Below are 15,045 nucleotides of genomic sequence, written 5' to 3' on the forward strand. Positions count from 1 at the left end.
TGTCGTCGTTGGTCACGTCCACACCGTCCTGGAGGCCCGGCTCACCGTGGGCGCGACCCTCGCGGCGTTCACGCCGTCCACCTCCACCGCCCACGCGCGGGCGGCGTCGTGGTCGCGGCCGTGCCGCATGTGCCGGCCGACCAGACGGTCGAGCCGCACGTCGTCGGCGACGGCGCAGAACCAGGTCTCGGTGAAGAGCGCCGGCAGCGCCGACCACGGTGCGGTGTCGTCGAGCAGGTAGTTGCCCTCGGACACCACGAGTCGGGCTGCGCGGGGCACCGCGATGCTGCCGGCGACGGGTTCGTCCACGCGACGGTCGAAGTCCGGCGCCCACACCACGTCCTCGTCGGCGGTGACGAGTCGGCGGACGAGCGCGACGTACCCGTCGGCGTCGAAGGTGTCCGCCGCGCCCTTGCGGTCGTGCCGGCCGAGAGCGTCGAGCGCCGCGTTCGACAGGTGGAAGCCGTCCATCGGGACCTGCACCGCCGTACCGGCACCGAGGCGGTCGTCGACTGCGGTGACGATGCGGCGGGCGAGCGTGGACTTGCCGGCACCCGGTGCTCCGGCGATCCCGAGCACCGTGCGGCGGTTCGAGCTGGCCAGTTCGAGGGCGCGCTCGACGGCCTGGTCGACGGTCGTGCCGGAGTCGCTCACGACTTCATCCTCGCAGAGCGCACCGACGCCGGACCGCGGTGGTTCACTTGCCGCATGGTCGATGCGACGAAGGCGTTCAGCGGGTTCTCGGTGCGCGACGTGCCCGAGGCGAAGGCGTTCTACGAGGACGTCCTGGGGGTCGAGGTCACCGAGGACCACGGCATGCTCTTCCTGCAGCTCGGCGGCGGACACCAGGTGCTCGTCTACCCGAAGGGCCCCGGTCACGAACCCGCGGCCTTCACCGTGCTGAACTTCCCGGTGCCGGACATCGACGCCGCGGTCGACGAGCTCACCGCGAAGGGCGTCGTGTTCCTGCAGTACGAGGGGATGACCGACGACCGGGGCGTGAACCGGAGGGGCGGGCCGCTCATCGCCTGGTTCACCGACCCGTCGGGCAACGTCCTCAGCGTCATCGAGGAGTGACGCCAGCGGTCAGCGGGACAGGGCACCCGCCCAGCCGAGGGCGATCGGCACGAGCAGGCCGTGGCGGTGGTGCGGGAGCTCGGCGACGGGGATCCACCGCGACTCGTCGGTCGAGCCGTCGAGCTCGTGGCGCAGTGCTCCCCCGGTGATGGTCGCCCGGAACACCACCTGCACGGCCTTCATCGGCCGGCCGTTGGCGTGGATGCGGCGTTCCGCGGGGACGATGTGGTGCCGGACCCCGAGCAGGGCACCGGCCTGGGCCTCGTACCCGGTCTCCTCACGGATCTCGCGCACGACGGCCTGCTCGACGGTCTCGTCGAACTCGACCCCGCCGCCCGGCAGCGTCCACGTGCCCGCGTCGGGGTGGCGCAGCTTCGCCAGGAGCACGCGGTCACCGTCCGTGATCACGCCGTAGGCGGCGAGCCGGGTGTCGTAGTCCGTGTACTCCATGGGCCGACCATGCCAGGTGGGTGCACCGACGTCTGCCAGCCGCGCCGGGCCTCCAGGCCGTGGACCGGGGTGGTGCGGACGCTCACCAGCCCGCCGACCGGTCACGACCCCCCGCGGCCCGCACGCCGAGCGGTCACGGACCGTCGGCCCCGCCGCCCGCTAACAACGGAACGTGACCACGCGACGCAGCCCGTGCGGTGTGTCGCGACCACCCGGCGGGCCGGGAGGCGCGAGTCGCCGCCGCCACGGGCCTCCCCGGCCGTCCGGCGTGCCGTCGGGACGTCCACGCCGGCGCGCGGTCAGGACACCCCGATGGCCGCCCGCCGAGCGGTCACAAACCGTTGCTTGCGACACCGCCAGACGCCGCAACGCGACCGCGCGACGCTGCACGCGCGGGGAGTCGTGACCGCTCGCCGCTCAAGGCCCCGGACCCGCATGATGCGGACCGGACCCGCCGTGCTCGCCCGACCCGGATCAGGCGTCGACGCGTGCCGCTGCCCAGCCAACGCGCATCCGGGCGACCGCCCGGTCGAAGGCGCTGAGCGGTTCCCCGTCGTCGCGGATCACGGACTGGAGCTGGAGCCCCTCGTACAGCGCCATGAGCTGCTCGGCTGCGTGCCGGGGCGATGCGCCGCGGGGCTCCCGGCCGGCGACGACGTCACGGACCAGGGCGAGCGTGACGTCCTCGAACGCCCGCGTGTACTGGTTGCGGAACCATCCGGCTGCGGGGTGGTCGGGGTTCGAGGCGGCGCTGAGCACGGCGACCCGGAGTCGCACGAGGGCCGGGTCCTCGACGCCCGCAGCGAGCCGGGCTCGCAGGTAGGCGACCGTGCCGTCCCGCTCCGCGATGGGCCAGAGCTGGCGCCGGCTGCCGTTGTTCCACTTGTCCATGACCGCGACCACCAGGAGTTCCCACATCGGGTACGCCCGACGGAACTCGTCGGCCGTGACCCCGGCGTGCTCGGCGACCTCGTCGGGCCCGACGCGGTGGAAGTCCCCGGCTCGGTAGGCACTGATCGCCCCGGCGACGATGCGTGCGCGGAGGTCGACGTCGGTCGTGGGCATGCTGACGATTGTGCGGGGCCGGTCAGCAGCCCGCGACCGCCAGTTCAGGGGGCGCGGCCACCATCGCCGGCTCCGGGGTCAGCCGCGGTCGAACGTCAGGGTCTCGTCGTCGGGCGCCCGGACCTCGCCGGTGCGGGCGAAGTCGGCCCAGATCGCGCGGAAGGCCCGGCCGCGGCGCTCGACCTCTGGCCAGTCGCGTTCGGGGACGAACCGGGTGCCGGCCCAGGCCTCGCGCCCACCCAGCAGCAGCGGCAGGTCACTCATGTGCACGGCTCCGGTCGGGGCGCTCGTGACACCGCGGTGCAGTCGGTACGAGGTCGCGCGCCCGCCGGCGCATCGGTGCCGTTCGGTGAACCGTCGGGCATCGCGGCCGTAGATGACGTCGGACAGCGGACGGACGACCCACCACCGCAGGGCCGACCGCAGCACCCGCGACCGGGTGACCCGACGCAGGCCGGGCACGAGCGGCACGTACATGCCCGCCTCGTCCGAACCGGACCCGATCAGGACGTCGACGTCGGGCGCGACCCGGCTCCACGCGGCGTCGAGGTCACGCTCGGCGGGCAGCGGCGCGAACCCGTACTGGGTGCCGAACGGCATGCCGGCGGAGAGTCCGTACGGCGCGGCGGCCCGGGTACCGAGCGCCTGACGATCGAGCAGGTCCTCGAGCGGGGTGTCGGCGTGCACGGTGCCGACCGCCCGGACCATCGCGCGGTTCATCCGTGCCCGACGGCGGGACAGCCCGAGCGGAGCGCTCTGGATGATCGCGCGGCGGAAGAGTCCTCCGGCGCCGGCACTGATCATCAGGTGCGCGGCCGCGTCCCCGCCGGCCGACTGCCCGAAGACGGTGACCAGGTCGGGGTCGCCGCCGAACGAAGCGATGTTCGCGCGCACCCAGCGGAGCGACTCGACCAGGTCGAGGAGCCCGAGGTTGGCCGGGATCGTCTCGCCGTCACCGAGGAACCCGAGCACGCCGAGCCGGAACGTGACCGACACCACGATCACGCGCTGCTCGGTCACCAGGTCGCGGGCGTCGTAGATCGGCAGGTCCCCGCCGCCGATGACGTACGAGCCGCCGTGGATCCAGCCCATCACCGGCAGCTGTTCGCCCGGACGGACGTCGGCGGGCAGCGTGATCGAGAGCCGCTGGCAGTGCTCGTCGACCTCGATGCCCTGGATCGGGTTGAGCAGCAGGTCGACGAACTCCTCGTGCGGCTGCGGTGCGACCGGCGACGGGGTGGACGCGTGCAGCTCGCCCGCGAACGGTGGCATCGGCTGCGGCGGGGCGAACCGTTCGGCCTGCGCGTACGGGATCCCGAGCACCCGCACCACGTCGCCGTCGACCGTCCCGACGATGCGGCCGGCGGGGGTGTCGAACGAGGCGGGCGTGGCGTCGAGCATGGGGTTCACGGTATCGGTGCGGCGACGACACGAGCGGACGTGACGAAAGGCCGCCCCGATGCGATCGGGACGGCCTCACTCCGGCTCGGGAGCCGGGTGCACGTGGTGCTCGGCGTCAGTTCGAACGACCGTTGACGTCGCGTCGGTCGTCGTCGTTCCAGTCGGGCTTGCGCACGCCGGACTTCGCGATGCCGCGGCTGACGACGTAGGCGGCCGTCACGATCGCGACGTACAGCCAGGCCTGGTCGGCACCGAAGCCGGTGTGGCCCTCGTCCGCGTTGTCCACGACGGCCGACGCGACGAGGATCGCGATGGACACGACCAGCCAGGCGTAGAACTCCGTGGTCTTGAGTGCGGACTTGGTCTCGTTCCAGGTGGCACGGACGACCGAGTCGTTCCGTGCGGGACGTCCTGCAGTGTTCGACATGGTCACTCCTTCTGATCTCCGCCACCGGACATCGATGGCGTCATGACCGCAACAGTTGTCTCGCCTGGCTGATTACTTCCCCAGTTTGGGTTCCCAGGGAGGTCGGGGAACATGGGGTTTGTCCACCAAACGACAGGACGCAGGGGCGACCATGAGCGAAGACGACCAGCAGCGCGGATCCGATCTGTTCGACCGGCAGCCGCGCACCGCCGAGGGCGCCGCCGCGATCGCGAGCCTGCAGGCCCTGAGCGACAGCGTCCACGAGGCCGACGAGCAGGCGCTCCGCACCCTGGGGATGCTCCCCATCGATGCCCTCGCCCTGCGACACCTGGTGCTCGCGCGCCGCGATGGACGGACGGTCAACCCCACACAGCTCGCCCGGGCGTTGCGGCTCTCCACCGCGGGGATGACGAAGCTCATCGACCGCCTGGTGCGTGACGGGCGTGCGGAACGGCGGGCGAACCCCGAGGACCGCCGCGGCGTCATCATCACGGCGACCGGCTCCGCCGAGCAGGACCTCGCGCGTGCGTACGGGCACATCCACGCTCCGCTGATCGAGACCATCGACGCGCTGAGCGTCGACGAGGCGACGGCGGTCCGCCGGTTCGCCTCCCACCTCGCCGAGGCGCTCCGGCAGGAGCTGCCCTCCCCCGGCACCCCCTGACGCCGGCCCGGCGGTCGGTCCCTGCGACGGACTGGAGGCCCGTGGCGGGGTCGCCACGGGGCCTCCAGTCCGCTGTGTACTACCGCACCCGCTTGATGGGGATCACGACGAGTGCGCCGATGATGGCGATCGCGCCGGCGGCCCAGCACATGAGCGTGTAGTTGTCAGCGGCGTCCCCGGACCCGATCTTCAGGAAGAACAGGGCGACGGCCGGCGCGAGCGACTGCGGCAGGGCGTTGGCGATGTTGATGACGCCGAGGTCCTTGCCGGGACGGTCCGCGTTCGGCAGCACGTCGACGACGAGTGCGGTGTCGATCGCGGAGTAGATGCCGTACGCGAAGCCCATGATGACCTCGGCGACGTAGAAGCCGTTGACCGTGTCGGCGTGCGCCAGCACGATGAGTCCCACCGCGAACATCGCCGTGGAACCACCGACGAACACCTTGCGGCGACCGAGCTTGTCCGAGGCCCAGCCGGACAGCGCCGCACTGACCAGCAGCGCGATCGTGTAGAGCAGCACGCCGAAGGCGACGGCGGCGGTCGCCTCCTTCGCGCTCTCGATGCCGAGGTGCTGCTCCATGTAGAGCAGGCGGTACGTCGTGAACATGAAGGTCGCGAAGATGATGAGGAAGCGCGACCACCACGCGAACGCGAAGTCCGGGTTCTTGACCGGGTTCGTCCAGAACGACGCGATGAGGTTCAGGAACGTGAACTTCTTGAGCTTGTAGGTCGGCAGGTCGTCACGGGCCACGACGGCGTACACGGCGACCAGGATGATCGCCAGGATGCCCGGCGCGATGAACAGCACGGGCAGGTTCGCGACGAAGAAGACCGACAGGTAGGTGCCGGCGAGCACGGCGATGTTCTGCGCGAGCGCGATGATGCTCGAGGACCGGCCGCGCTGCAGCTGCGGCACGTTGTCGGCGAAGCTCGCGAGCAGCGTGGCGAGCGTGGCGTTCGCGGCGAGCTGGGCGAGCAGCCAGGCCAGCGTCAGGTTGAGGACGTCGGGCGAGTAGGCGATCCAGGCGAGGGCGATCGCGAAGACCACGACACCGCTGAGCAGCCAGGGGCGACGACGGCCCCAGCGCGTGCGGGTGCGGTCGGACAGGGCGCCCGCCAGGGGGTTCATGATGAGTGCACCGAACGCGCCGATCGGCAGCACCGAGCCGATGACGTTCGCGGCGTCGTCGCCGACCAGGGCCTGCGCCTTGAGCTGCATGCTCACGTAGACGGGCGCCATGAGCGCGACGAAGAGGCCGAACTGCCCGAGGAACAGGGCGATCTGGTAGCCGATGCCCACCTTCACCGTGCTGACGGGTTGGGTGATGCCCTCTTCCGGGTCGAGCAGTGCCGGGCTGCCGGGTTCGGTGGTGCTCATGACGCCTCCTTGAGTCGATGAAAACCTTGCCTGACAAGGTTTTTCCGACGCGAGCATACATCGACACGTGTTGTCTGCAACAGCAGGGGCGTCACGGTCGGCGCCGCGCGGGGTGGACGGGCCGCGTCACACGGGGCAGCAAAAACTACACACCGGGTGGTTTTTGGGGTAGCGTCGTCATCGATCTCGCCGCGGAGCATCGCTCCTCGACGGGCCGCGACACCCAGACAGGATCGAAGGAGCCTCTGCAATGCCCACCACTTCTGTGCAGCTGTACTCACTGCGCGACGCCATCGCCGAAGACCTCGACAAGGCCATCGCCCGGGTCGCCGAGATCGGGTACGAGAACGTCGAGCCCTACGCGTTCGTCGAGCGCGCCACCGACCTCGAGCGTGCGTTCGCGGCCACCGGCCTCAAGGCTCCGTCCGGCCACGTCGCCGTGATCGACGCCGAGGACACCGCGCCGATCTGGGACGCCGCCGAGCGCCTCGGCATCCGCACCGTCATCGACCCCTTCATCCCGACCGACCGCTGGCAGACCGCCGACGACGTCGCGAAGATCGCCGAGCGCGTCAACGAGCTGACCGCCGAGGCCGCCGGCCGCGGCCTGCAGTTCGGGTACCACAACCACCAGTGGGAGTTCACGAACAAGGTCGACGGCCGCACCGTCTACGACCTGTTCGTGTCGCAGCTGTCGCCGGAGACCGTCCTCGAGGTCGACACCTTCTGGGCGACCGTCGGTGGCGCCGACGCCCCCGCCGTCCTCAAGGGCCTGGGCGACCGCGTCGTCGCGATCCACGTCAAGGACGGCAAGGTCGACGGTGACATCCTCACTGCGCTGCCCTCGTCCGAGAGCGCCCTCATCGTGCCGGAGTCGCTCCAGCGCGCCTTCGAGAACCAGACGCCGGCCGGCCAGGGCGACGTCGACGTGGCGGGCATCCTCGCCGCGGCGCCGCAGGCCATCCGCGTCGTCGAGTTCGACGCCTACTCGGGCGACGTCTTCGAGGGCATCACCGAGTCCCTCACCTGGCTCAAGGACAACGACAAGTGAGCCGTGTCGGGATCGGCATCATCGGTGCCGGCAACATCTCCACCCAGTACCTGGAGAACCTGACCAAGTTCGCCGATGTCGAGGTCCGCTTCGTCGCCGACGTGCTGCTCGACCGCGCTGCGGCGCAGGCGGCGTCCTACGGCGTGGCCGCGTCCGGCACGGTCGAGGAGCTCCTCGCCCGTGACGACGTCTCGATCGTGATCAACCTGACGATCCCGGCCGCACACGCCGAGGTCGACCAGCAGATCATCGACGCCGGCAAGCACGTCTGGAGCGAGAAGCCGATCGCGACCGACCACGCGTCGGCCGCCGCGGTGCTCGAGTCGGCGAAGGCCAAGGGCCTGCGCGTCGCGACCGCTCCGGACACCGTGCTCGGCGCGGGCATCCAGACGGCGCTCCGGGCCATCGCCCGCGGTGACATCGGCGAGCCGCTGTCCGCGACGACGCTGTTCCACGTCCCCGGACCCGAGGCGTGGCACCCGAACCCGGACTTCCTGTTCGCCACCGGTGCCGGACCCCTGTTCGACATGGGCCCGTACTACGTGACGACCCTGGTGCACGCGTTCGGCACCGCATCGCGCGTGCAGGCCGTCTCGTCGAAGTCGCTCGACCGTCGCACGATCGCGTCCGGCCCCCGCGCCGGCGAGACGTTCCCGGTCGAGGTCCCGACGCACCACGCGGCCCTGATCGAGTTCGCCGGCGGGCAGTCCGCCCAGTCGACGTTCTCGTTCCAGCACGCCCTGCCGCGCATGGGCTTCGTCGAGATCAACGGCACGCTCGGCACGATCTCGCTGCCGGACCCGAACACCTTCGAGGGCTCGTCGCAGCTCTGGCGCTACGGGCAGGACGAGCCCGAGACGCTCGAGGCGGTCGGCTCCACCTGGGGTCGTGGCACCGGTGTCGTCGAGCTCGCCCGCGCCATCGCCGAGGACCGCCCCGAGCGTGCCTCCGGCGCCGTCGCGCTGCACGTGCTCGACGTGCTGCTTGGCATCCGTGACGCGGCCGAGTCGGGTTCCGCCGTCGACATCACGTCCGCCGTGGACGCGATCCCGCCGCTGCCCGAGGACTTCGACCCCGCGGCAGCCGTGCTGACCGCGGGCGCGAACGCCTAGGAGCGCCGCGAGCACCACGTCGTGAACAACAATGGTCGGGTCCCGAACGGGGACCCGACCATTGCTGCTCACCAGGGTGTGTGATCGCTCGACCCTGCGCTCCGTGGACCGGACCGCGCAGTTCGGCCAACGGATCCGCGCTCGTCGGCCATCTGGAACGGCCCGAAGTCGGGGGCTTCTTCACTCGGGTGATGAGAACCATGGGTGTGGAGGAGGAGCTGCTCCTCATCGACCGATCGACGGGCGTGCCCGTGCCGGTCGCCGACGGTGTGCTGGCCGGTGCGAGGGCGACGCGGGTGCCGGACCCCGGCGGCGTCGTGGGCGAGATGCAGCGCGAGATGATCGAGGTCACCACCCGCCCGCACACCTCGCTCGCCGCGCTCGGCGGGCAGGTGCTCGACAACCGGGCACTCGTCGAACAGGTCGCGAACGGCTTCGGTGCGCACGCGGCCCCGCTCGCGACGTCACCGACTCCGGTGACCCCGCACGTGAGCGACGGCGCCCGGTACCACCGGATGCTCGAGCGTTACGGGTCCATCCCCCGGCAGGGGCTGACCTGCGGCCTGCACGTCCACGTCGCGATCGACTCCCCCGCCGAGGGCGTCGCGGTGCTCGACCGGATCCGGACGTGGACGCCGGTCCTCATCGCCCTGAGCGCGAACTCCCCCTTCCACGCCGGGGTGGACACCGGTCATGCGAGTTTCCGATCGATCGCCTGGAGCCAGTGGCCGTCGGCCGGGCCGATGGAGCGGTTCGGCTCCGAGGAGCGCTACCGCGCCGTCACCGAGGGCATGCTCCGCACCGGCGCCCTGCTCGACGAGGGGATGCTCTACCTCGACGCGCGCCTGTCCCGCGCACACCCGACCGTCGAGGTCCGCGTCGCCGACGTCCCCCTGGACCCCGGGGTGACCGTGACGATCGCAGGACTCGTCCGGGCGATGGTCGACACCGCTGCCGAGGAGTGGCGTTCGGGGTCGCTCGAGCGCGACACCCCCGCCTGCACCGTCCGGCTCGCGAACTGGCGCGCAGCGCTCGAGGGCCTGGACGGTGAACTGGTCGACCCGTTGACGGGCCGCGCCGCACCCGCACGCGAGGTCGTCACGCTCCTGCTCGCCCACGTGCTGCCGGCGCTCGTCGCGAACGGCGACGACCAGCTCGTCGAACGCGGCCTGGCCGACCTGTTCGCGCGTGGCACCGGCGCGTCGAGGCAACGTGCGGCCTACGCGGCGACCGGTGATCTCGGGCAGGTCGCACTCGCTGCCGCGATGACGAACCTCCACGCACGGACCGGCCGCGTCGCGGCCGGCCTGTGGCCCGGTGCGGACACCGGTTCGGTGATCGGGGGCCACCCGGCGAGCACGGGCCTCAGCGGTGCGGTCGGCTGATGGGCTCCAGGTGGCAACCGTGCCCCCGGATCGCTCGTCGACACCGGGGCGTCATCGCGCTCGTGAACTCGATCTCGAACGCCTCGGCCCAGCCGGTGTTCGCGGACTCGACGTCGAGCAGGAACTCGACAGGCGTCCACTCCGGGTCGTCACAGCCTGCCGGACGCACCGGCAGGACGCGTGTGGAGAAGCCGGCGACCCACGCCCGGCGCAGCACACCCGGCAGGCTTCGGGCCCGGACCTCGCGGGGCAACACGACCCGTATCCACATCTCGCTGCCTTCCGCCCGTTCCTTCGGACACTCTGCGCACCCGTTGGACAGAATCAACGCGACCGCACATCACAGTCGGATCAGCCTCGCGCTTTCCGAACGATCCGATGGGAGCACCCCGTGACCGACCTCGAGAACCCGCCCGTCCTCGGCGAACACCCGGCGGACGTCGGCCCCGGACGTCCGGTGAAGCTCGGCGCGCGGTTCGTGCACTGGCACACCACCACCGACCACAAGACGATCGGCAACCTGTACCTGGTGACGTCGTTCGGGTACTTCTGCCTGGCCGGGGTGATGGCGGTGGTGATGCGGACGGAACTCTTCACCCCGGGACTCGACGTGCTCGAGACCCGCGAGGAGTACAACCAGCTGCTCACGATGCACGGCACGGTCATGCTGCTGCTGTTCGCGACCCCGCTGTTCTCCGGGTTCGCGAACGCGATCATGCCGCTGCAGATCGGGGCCCCCGACGTCGCCTTCCCCCGGCTCAACGCGTTCTCGTACTGGCTCTACGCGATGGGCAGCCTGGTGACGATGGGCGGGTTCCTGACACCGGGTGGAGCGGCAGCGTTCGGGTGGACGGCCTACGCACCACTGTCGGACACCACCTTCGAACCGGGCATCGGCGGGCACCTCTGGGTCGCCGGCCTGAGCATGACCGGGTTCAGCACGATCCTCGGCGCCGTGAACTTCATCACGACCGTCATCACCATGCGCGCCCCGGGCATGACGATGTTCCGGATGCCGATCTTCACGTGGAACGTGCTGATCACGTCGATCCTCGTGCTGATGGCGTTCCCGGTGCTGGCGGTCGCGCTGTTCGGCCTGCTGCTCGACCGGGTCTTCGACGCGCAGATCTTCAACCCGGCGAACGGCGGAGCGTTGCTGTGGCAGCACCTGTTCTGGTTCTTCGGCCACCCAGAGGTCTACGTGATCGCCCTGCCGTTCTTCGGCATCGTGTCCGAGGTGTTCCCGGCCTTCAGCCGGAAGCCGATCTTCGGCTACAAGACGCTCGTGTACGCCACGATCTCGATCGCGGCGCTGTCCGTGTCGGTGTGGGCGCACCACATGTTCGCGACGGGTGGCGTGCTGCTGCCGTGGTTCTCACTCATGACGATGCTGATCGCCGTGCCCACGGGCGTGAAGATCTTCAACTGGGTCGGCACGATGTGGCGGGGGTCGGTGACCTTCGAGACGCCGATCCTGTGGGCGATCGGGTTCCTCGTGACCTTCACGTTCGGCGGGCTGACCGGCGTGATCCTGGCGTCGCCGCCGCTCGACTTCCACGTCCACGACACCTACTTCGTCGTGGCGCACTTCCACTACGTGGTCTTCGGCACCGTCGTCTTCGCGATGTTCTCGGGCTTCTACTTCTGGTGGCCGAAGTTCACGGGCAAGATGCTCGGCGAAGGGCTCGGCAAGGTGCACTTCTGGATGCTGTTCATCGGGTTCCACATGACGTTCCTGATCCAGCACTGGCTCGGCGTCATCGCGATGCCCCGCCGCTACGCGAGCTACCTGCCCGAGGACGACATCACCTGGCTGCACCAGGTCTCGACGGTCGGAGCAGTCCTGACGGCGGCGTCGATGATCCCGTTCTTCCTCAACATCGTGCAGACGATGCGGAAGGGCCGCAAGGTGCTCGTCAACGACCCGTGGGGCTACGGCCGGTCGCTTGAGTGGGCGACGAGCTGCCCGCCGCCCCGGCACAACTTCACGTCGGTGCCACGGATCCGGTCCGAGTCGCCGGCGTTCGACCTGAACCACCCGGAGGCCGGCGTCCCGGTCGGGGTGGGTCCGGCGATGGACGCCCCGGACGCGGCCACGCACGACCAGGCGACGGGCAAGACCCGGCACCCGAAGGAGACCGACCAGAAGTTCTGACGGCGGCACTTGCTGGGCGGCAATGGTCGGGTCCCGAACGGGGACCCGACCATTCCTGCTCATCAAACGGGATCACGACGCGAACATCGGGACGCGGAGCCCCCGCGCGAGCCGCGCGAGCGCCGCGAACCCGGCGCGAGTCAGACCAGCGCGGTGAAGGACGCGTCGCGCACGAGCAGGGTCGCCGCGTCGCCCACCACGGCCTGGTCGGGGTCGCTCGACAGCCCGAGGGCCCAGCTGCCCCCACCCGGACGCTCCGGCAGCGTGAACTCCACCGTGGTGTCCGACGCGTTCAGCAGCACGGCCACGGTGTCGTCGCCCTGGTGCAGCACGAGCGTCACGGCCCGGTTGCCGCCGTCCGCCCAGTCGCCGTCCTCGAACCCGGCGGCGTCGGCACGGAGCACGGTCACCGTCGACTCCGAGTCCCCCGGCGCGGTGCGGAACCACTCCGGACGCAGCGCTTGATGCTGCCGACGGAACGCGATGGCCGCCGTCGTGAAGGCGAGCAGGTCCTGGTCGGCGGCGGCCCAGTCGAACCACGAGATCTCGTCGTCCTGGCAGTACGCGTTGTTGTTGCCGCCCTGTGACCGGGCGAGCTCGTCGCCACCCAGGATCATCGGCACGCCGGCGGAGAGCAGCAGGGCGCCGAGGAAGTTGCGGCGCTGCCGGTCGCGGTAGTCGTTCACCGCACCGTCGTCGGTCGGGCCCTCGATGCCGCCGTTGAACGAGGTGTTGTCGCTCTCGCCGTCGTTGTTGTCCTCGCCGTTCGCCTCGTTGTGCTTGTCGGCGTACATCGTCAGGTCGGCCAGGGTGAAACCGTCGTGGGCGGTCACGAAGTCGATCGAGCACAGCGGGGAGCGCCGTGAGCCCTCGTAGACGTCGGGGCTGCCCAGGACCCGCTGCACGGCGTCGCCGAGCGCGCCCTCGTCGCCGCGCCAGAAGGCACGCAGGTCGTCGCGGTACTTGCCGTTCCACTCGGACCAGTCGGCCGGGAATCCGCCGACCTGGTAGCCGGCGGTGTCCCACGGCTCGGCGATCATCTTGACCTCGCGCAGCACGGGGTCCTGGTGGATGATGTCGAGGAACGCGGAGTGCTTCTCGGCCTCGCCGTCCTGGCGGGTGAGCGTCGTGGCCAGGTCGAACCGGAAGCCGTCGACGTGCATCTCCTCGACCCAGTAGCGGAGCGAGTCCATGATGAGTCCGAGGGCCGCCGGGTGCCCGACGTTCAGGCTGTTGCCGGTGCCGGTGGTGTCGAAGTAGTTCGCCTCGTCACCCTCGACCAGCCGGTAGTACGACTGGTTGTCGATCCCCTTGAACGACAGCGTCGGGCCCATGTGGTTGCCCTCGGCGGTGTGGTTGTAGACGACGTCCATGATGACCTCGAGCCCCGCGGCGTGCAGGGCCTTCACCATCTCCTTGAACTCGGCGACCTGCTGCCCGCCGGTGCCCGAGGACGAGTACTCGTCGTGCGGCGCGAAGAAGCCGATGCTGTTGTAGCCCCAGTAGTTGCGGAGGCCCTTGTCGAGGAGCGTCGAGTCCTGCACGAACTGGTGCGTCGGCAGCAGCTCGACCGCGGTGACGCCCAGGTCCGTCAGGTGCTTGATCGCCGCGGGGTGGGCCATGCCGGCGTAGGTGCCGCGGATCTCCTCGGGGACGTCGGGGTGCTGCTTCGTGAAGCCCTTCACGTGCACCTCGTACACGACGGTGTCGGCGAGCGGGGTCCGCAGCAGGGCGTCACCGTCCCAGTCGAAGGACCGGTCGGCGACGACCGACTTGGGCATCGCACTGGCCGAGTCGGTGTCGTCGAGCTGCTCGGGGTCGTCCATGTCGTGGCCGAACAGGGCCTGGCCCCACTCGTAGGTGCCGTCGACGGCGGTGGCGTAGGGATCGAGCAGGAGCTTCGCGCCGTTGTGGCGCAGGCCGTTCGCCGGGTCCCACGCACCGTGCACGCGGAAGCCGTAGCGGGTGCCGACGGTCACGCCGGGCACGACGTCGTGGAAGGTGTAGCCGGTGCGGTTGCGGAGCTCGGTGCGGTGCTCGGTGCCGTCCTCGTCGAAGGTGCAGAACTCGACCCGCTCGGCGGTGCTCGAGAACAGGGCGACGTTGGCGCCCCCGTCGACGAGCGTGACGCCGAGCGGGGTGCGCGTGGAAGTGGTCATGCTGCCCTTCTACCGGCCGGTCGCTGTGCCACCGGCGGTCTGGGCGTACCCCTGGCCGCTCAGCGCACCGGCGGGACGAGTTGCTCGAGCAGCCGCAGCACCCGCTCGCCGTCGACGGCGTCCGGGTCGAGCAGCCACTGGACCTGCAGCCCGTCGGATGCCGCGATGCTCAGGCTCGCCAGGTCGACCGGGTCCAGGTCGGCGCGGATCCGGCCGCTCGCCTGGTCCGCCTCGATCAGTGCGGCGAGTTCGGCCCGCAGGCGGGCGAAGCGTTCGCGCATGAAGTCGCGCGTGGCCGGGTGGCCCTCCTGCACGGCGTCGGCCGCGAGGGTCGTGTACAGCTGCACCAGCCCCGGCACGGCCCGGTTGCGCGACGCGCTCTCGCGCATGTCGCCGATCGCCGACTTCATCCGGTCGGGCGCGCCCTGCTCGCGGACCTCGTGCTCCCGGTAGACGGCGAGCAGCAGTTCGTCGCGACTCGGGAAGTAGTGGCGGAGTGCCGCGTGCGTGATCCCGAGGGCCTCGGCCACTGAGCGCAGCGACGATGCGTCGACCCCCTGCTCCGCGACCATGCGGATCATCTCGTCGAGGATCTGCGTGCGTCGCTCGGCGCCCTTGCGGTACCCGCCGCGGCGCGGCTGGGCCGCGTCGGCGTCGTCCGCGGGGTGGGTCATGCACCCAACTTACCGCTGGAAGGTTTTCTCGCCACCGTCCGGTCTGG

At 70.6% G+C, this 15,045-nt stretch carries 15 protein-coding genes; 6 read left to right on the forward strand and 9 right to left on the reverse strand.

Going from position 1 to position 15,045, the window contains the following annotated elements; all coding sequences use genetic code 11:
* Positions 1-12 precede the first annotated feature (12 nt).
* Positions 13-654, reverse strand: a complete 642-nt coding sequence (locus DEJ35_RS12120; RefSeq protein WP_111192811.1) for a nucleoside/nucleotide kinase family protein — start codon at positions 652-654, stop codon at positions 13-15.
* A gap of 54 nt (positions 655-708) precedes the next feature.
* Here DEJ35_RS12120 and DEJ35_RS12125 point away from each other — a divergent pair, with 54 nt between their 5' ends.
* Positions 709-1,077, forward strand: coding sequence for a VOC family protein (locus tag DEJ35_RS12125; protein ID WP_110862004.1), 369 nt, complete (start codon positions 709-711; stop codon positions 1,075-1,077).
* A gap of 9 nt (positions 1,078-1,086) precedes the next feature.
* On the opposite strand, the gene DEJ35_RS12130 is transcribed toward DEJ35_RS12125, so the two are convergent.
* From DEJ35_RS12130 to DEJ35_RS12145, 4 genes are all read right to left on the reverse strand, one after another.
* Positions 1,087-1,527 (reverse strand): NUDIX hydrolase, encoded by a 441-nt coding sequence (locus DEJ35_RS12130; protein ID WP_027466986.1) that lies wholly within the window; start codon positions 1,525-1,527, stop codon positions 1,087-1,089.
* A gap of 474 nt (positions 1,528-2,001) precedes the next feature.
* Positions 2,002-2,592: a TetR/AcrR family transcriptional regulator gene (locus DEJ35_RS12135; RefSeq protein ID WP_110862002.1), complete on the reverse strand. Its 591-nt coding sequence runs from the start codon at positions 2,590-2,592 to the stop codon at positions 2,002-2,004.
* A gap of 78 nt (positions 2,593-2,670) precedes the next feature.
* The gene (locus DEJ35_RS12140) at positions 2,671-3,993 is read right to left on the reverse strand and encodes a carboxylesterase family protein (protein ID WP_111192812.1); all 1,323 of its coding nucleotides are present in this window, start codon (positions 3,991-3,993) and stop codon (positions 2,671-2,673) included.
* 115 nt (positions 3,994-4,108) lie between these two features.
* Entirely contained in the window at positions 4,109-4,420 is a 312-nt protein-coding gene (locus DEJ35_RS12145) for a hypothetical protein (RefSeq protein ID WP_071404437.1), read from the reverse strand.
* Positions 4,421-4,571: 151 nt separating this feature from the next.
* On the opposite strand from DEJ35_RS12145, the gene DEJ35_RS12150 reads away from it, so the two are divergent.
* The gene (locus DEJ35_RS12150) at positions 4,572-5,084 is read left to right on the forward strand and encodes a MarR family winged helix-turn-helix transcriptional regulator (RefSeq protein ID WP_111192813.1); all 513 of its coding nucleotides are present in this window, start codon (positions 4,572-4,574) and stop codon (positions 5,082-5,084) included.
* Between the two features lie 79 nt (positions 5,085-5,163).
* Here the strand turns inward: DEJ35_RS12150 and DEJ35_RS12155 are convergent, their stop codons facing one another.
* The gene (locus tag DEJ35_RS12155) at positions 5,164-6,462 is read right to left on the reverse strand and encodes an MFS transporter (RefSeq protein WP_110861994.1); all 1,299 of its coding nucleotides are present in this window, start codon (positions 6,460-6,462) and stop codon (positions 5,164-5,166) included.
* Positions 6,463-6,712: 250 nt separating this feature from the next.
* Here DEJ35_RS12155 and DEJ35_RS12160 point away from each other — a divergent pair, with 250 nt between their 5' ends.
* The 3 genes from DEJ35_RS12160 (at position 6,713) to DEJ35_RS12170 (ending at position 10,010) form a co-directional block, all read left to right on the forward strand.
* Positions 6,713-7,513: a sugar phosphate isomerase/epimerase gene (locus DEJ35_RS12160; protein ID WP_181430128.1), complete on the forward strand. Its 801-nt coding sequence runs from the start codon at positions 6,713-6,715 to the stop codon at positions 7,511-7,513.
* Positions 7,510-8,625, forward strand: coding sequence for a Gfo/Idh/MocA family protein (locus DEJ35_RS12165; RefSeq protein WP_110861990.1), 1,116 nt, complete (start codon positions 7,510-7,512; stop codon positions 8,623-8,625). Before DEJ35_RS12160 ends, DEJ35_RS12165 begins: the two co-directional genes overlap by 4 nt.
* Before the next feature lie 191 nt (positions 8,626-8,816).
* Positions 8,817-10,010 carry a glutamate--cysteine ligase gene (locus DEJ35_RS12170; RefSeq protein ID WP_181420132.1) on the forward strand — a complete coding sequence of 398 codons (1,194 nt, stop codon included), beginning with the start codon at positions 8,817-8,819 and terminating at the stop codon, positions 10,008-10,010.
* Here DEJ35_RS12170 and DEJ35_RS12175 read toward each other — a convergent pair.
* Positions 9,991-10,281, reverse strand: a complete 291-nt coding sequence (locus tag DEJ35_RS12175; protein ID WP_146244681.1) for a hypothetical protein — start codon at positions 10,279-10,281, stop codon at positions 9,991-9,993. The two genes, DEJ35_RS12170 and DEJ35_RS12175, sit on opposite strands and share 20 nt — an antisense overlap.
* Positions 10,282-10,467: 186 nt before the next feature.
* Here DEJ35_RS12175 and ctaD point away from each other — a divergent pair, with 186 nt between their 5' ends.
* The gene (gene ctaD / locus DEJ35_RS12180; protein ID WP_258376358.1) at positions 10,468-12,165 is read left to right on the forward strand and encodes a cytochrome c oxidase subunit I; all 1,698 of its coding nucleotides are present in this window, start codon (positions 10,468-10,470) and stop codon (positions 12,163-12,165) included.
* A gap of 140 nt (positions 12,166-12,305) precedes the next feature.
* Here the strand turns inward: ctaD and glgX are convergent, their stop codons facing one another.
* Both glgX and DEJ35_RS12190 read right to left on the reverse strand, forming a co-directional pair.
* Positions 12,306-14,324: a glycogen debranching protein GlgX gene (gene glgX, locus DEJ35_RS12185; protein WP_111192814.1), complete on the reverse strand. Its 2,019-nt coding sequence runs from the start codon at positions 14,322-14,324 to the stop codon at positions 12,306-12,308.
* A gap of 59 nt (positions 14,325-14,383) precedes the next feature.
* Positions 14,384-14,998 (reverse strand): TetR/AcrR family transcriptional regulator, encoded by a 615-nt coding sequence (locus DEJ35_RS12190; protein WP_071248778.1) that lies wholly within the window; start codon positions 14,996-14,998, stop codon positions 14,384-14,386.
* Positions 14,999-15,045 lie beyond the last annotated feature (47 nt).

The sequence above is a fragment of the Curtobacterium sp. MCPF17_051 genome (assembly GCF_003234595.1).
GTDB lineage: Bacteria > Actinomycetota > Actinomycetes > Actinomycetales > Microbacteriaceae > Curtobacterium > Curtobacterium flaccumfaciens.

Coding starts and splice junctions, on each gene's coding strand:
- DEJ35_RS12125 (WP_110862004.1), top strand. CDS start 709: ATGGTCGATGCGACGAAGGCGTTCAGCGGGTTCTCGGTGCGCGACGTG.
- DEJ35_RS12130 (WP_027466986.1), bottom strand. CDS start 1,527: ATGGAGTACACGGACTACGACACCCGGCTCGCCGCCTACGGCGTGATC.
- DEJ35_RS12135 (WP_110862002.1), bottom strand. CDS start 2,592: ATGCCCACGACCGACGTCGACCTCCGCGCACGCATCGTCGCCGGGGCG.
- DEJ35_RS12140 (WP_111192812.1), bottom strand. CDS start 3,993: ATGCTCGACGCCACGCCCGCCTCGTTCGACACCCCCGCCGGCCGCATC.
- DEJ35_RS12145 (WP_071404437.1), bottom strand. CDS start 4,420: ATGTCGAACACTGCAGGACGTCCCGCACGGAACGACTCGGTCGTCCGT.
- DEJ35_RS12150 (WP_111192813.1), top strand. CDS start 4,572: ATGAGCGAAGACGACCAGCAGCGCGGATCCGATCTGTTCGACCGGCAG.
- DEJ35_RS12155 (WP_110861994.1), bottom strand. CDS start 6,462: ATGAGCACCACCGAACCCGGCAGCCCGGCACTGCTCGACCCGGAAGAG.
- DEJ35_RS12160 (WP_181430128.1), top strand. CDS start 6,713: ATGCCCACCACTTCTGTGCAGCTGTACTCACTGCGCGACGCCATCGCC.
- DEJ35_RS12170 (WP_181420132.1), top strand. CDS start 8,817: ATGAGAACCATGGGTGTGGAGGAGGAGCTGCTCCTCATCGACCGATCG.
- DEJ35_RS12175 (WP_146244681.1), bottom strand. CDS start 10,281: ATGTGGATACGGGTCGTGTTGCCCCGCGAGGTCCGGGCCCGAAGCCTG.
- glgX (WP_111192814.1), bottom strand. CDS start 14,324: ATGACCACTTCCACGCGCACCCCGCTCGGCGTCACGCTCGTCGACGGG.
- DEJ35_RS12190 (WP_071248778.1), bottom strand. CDS start 14,998: ATGACCCACCCCGCGGACGACGCCGACGCGGCCCAGCCGCGCCGCGGC.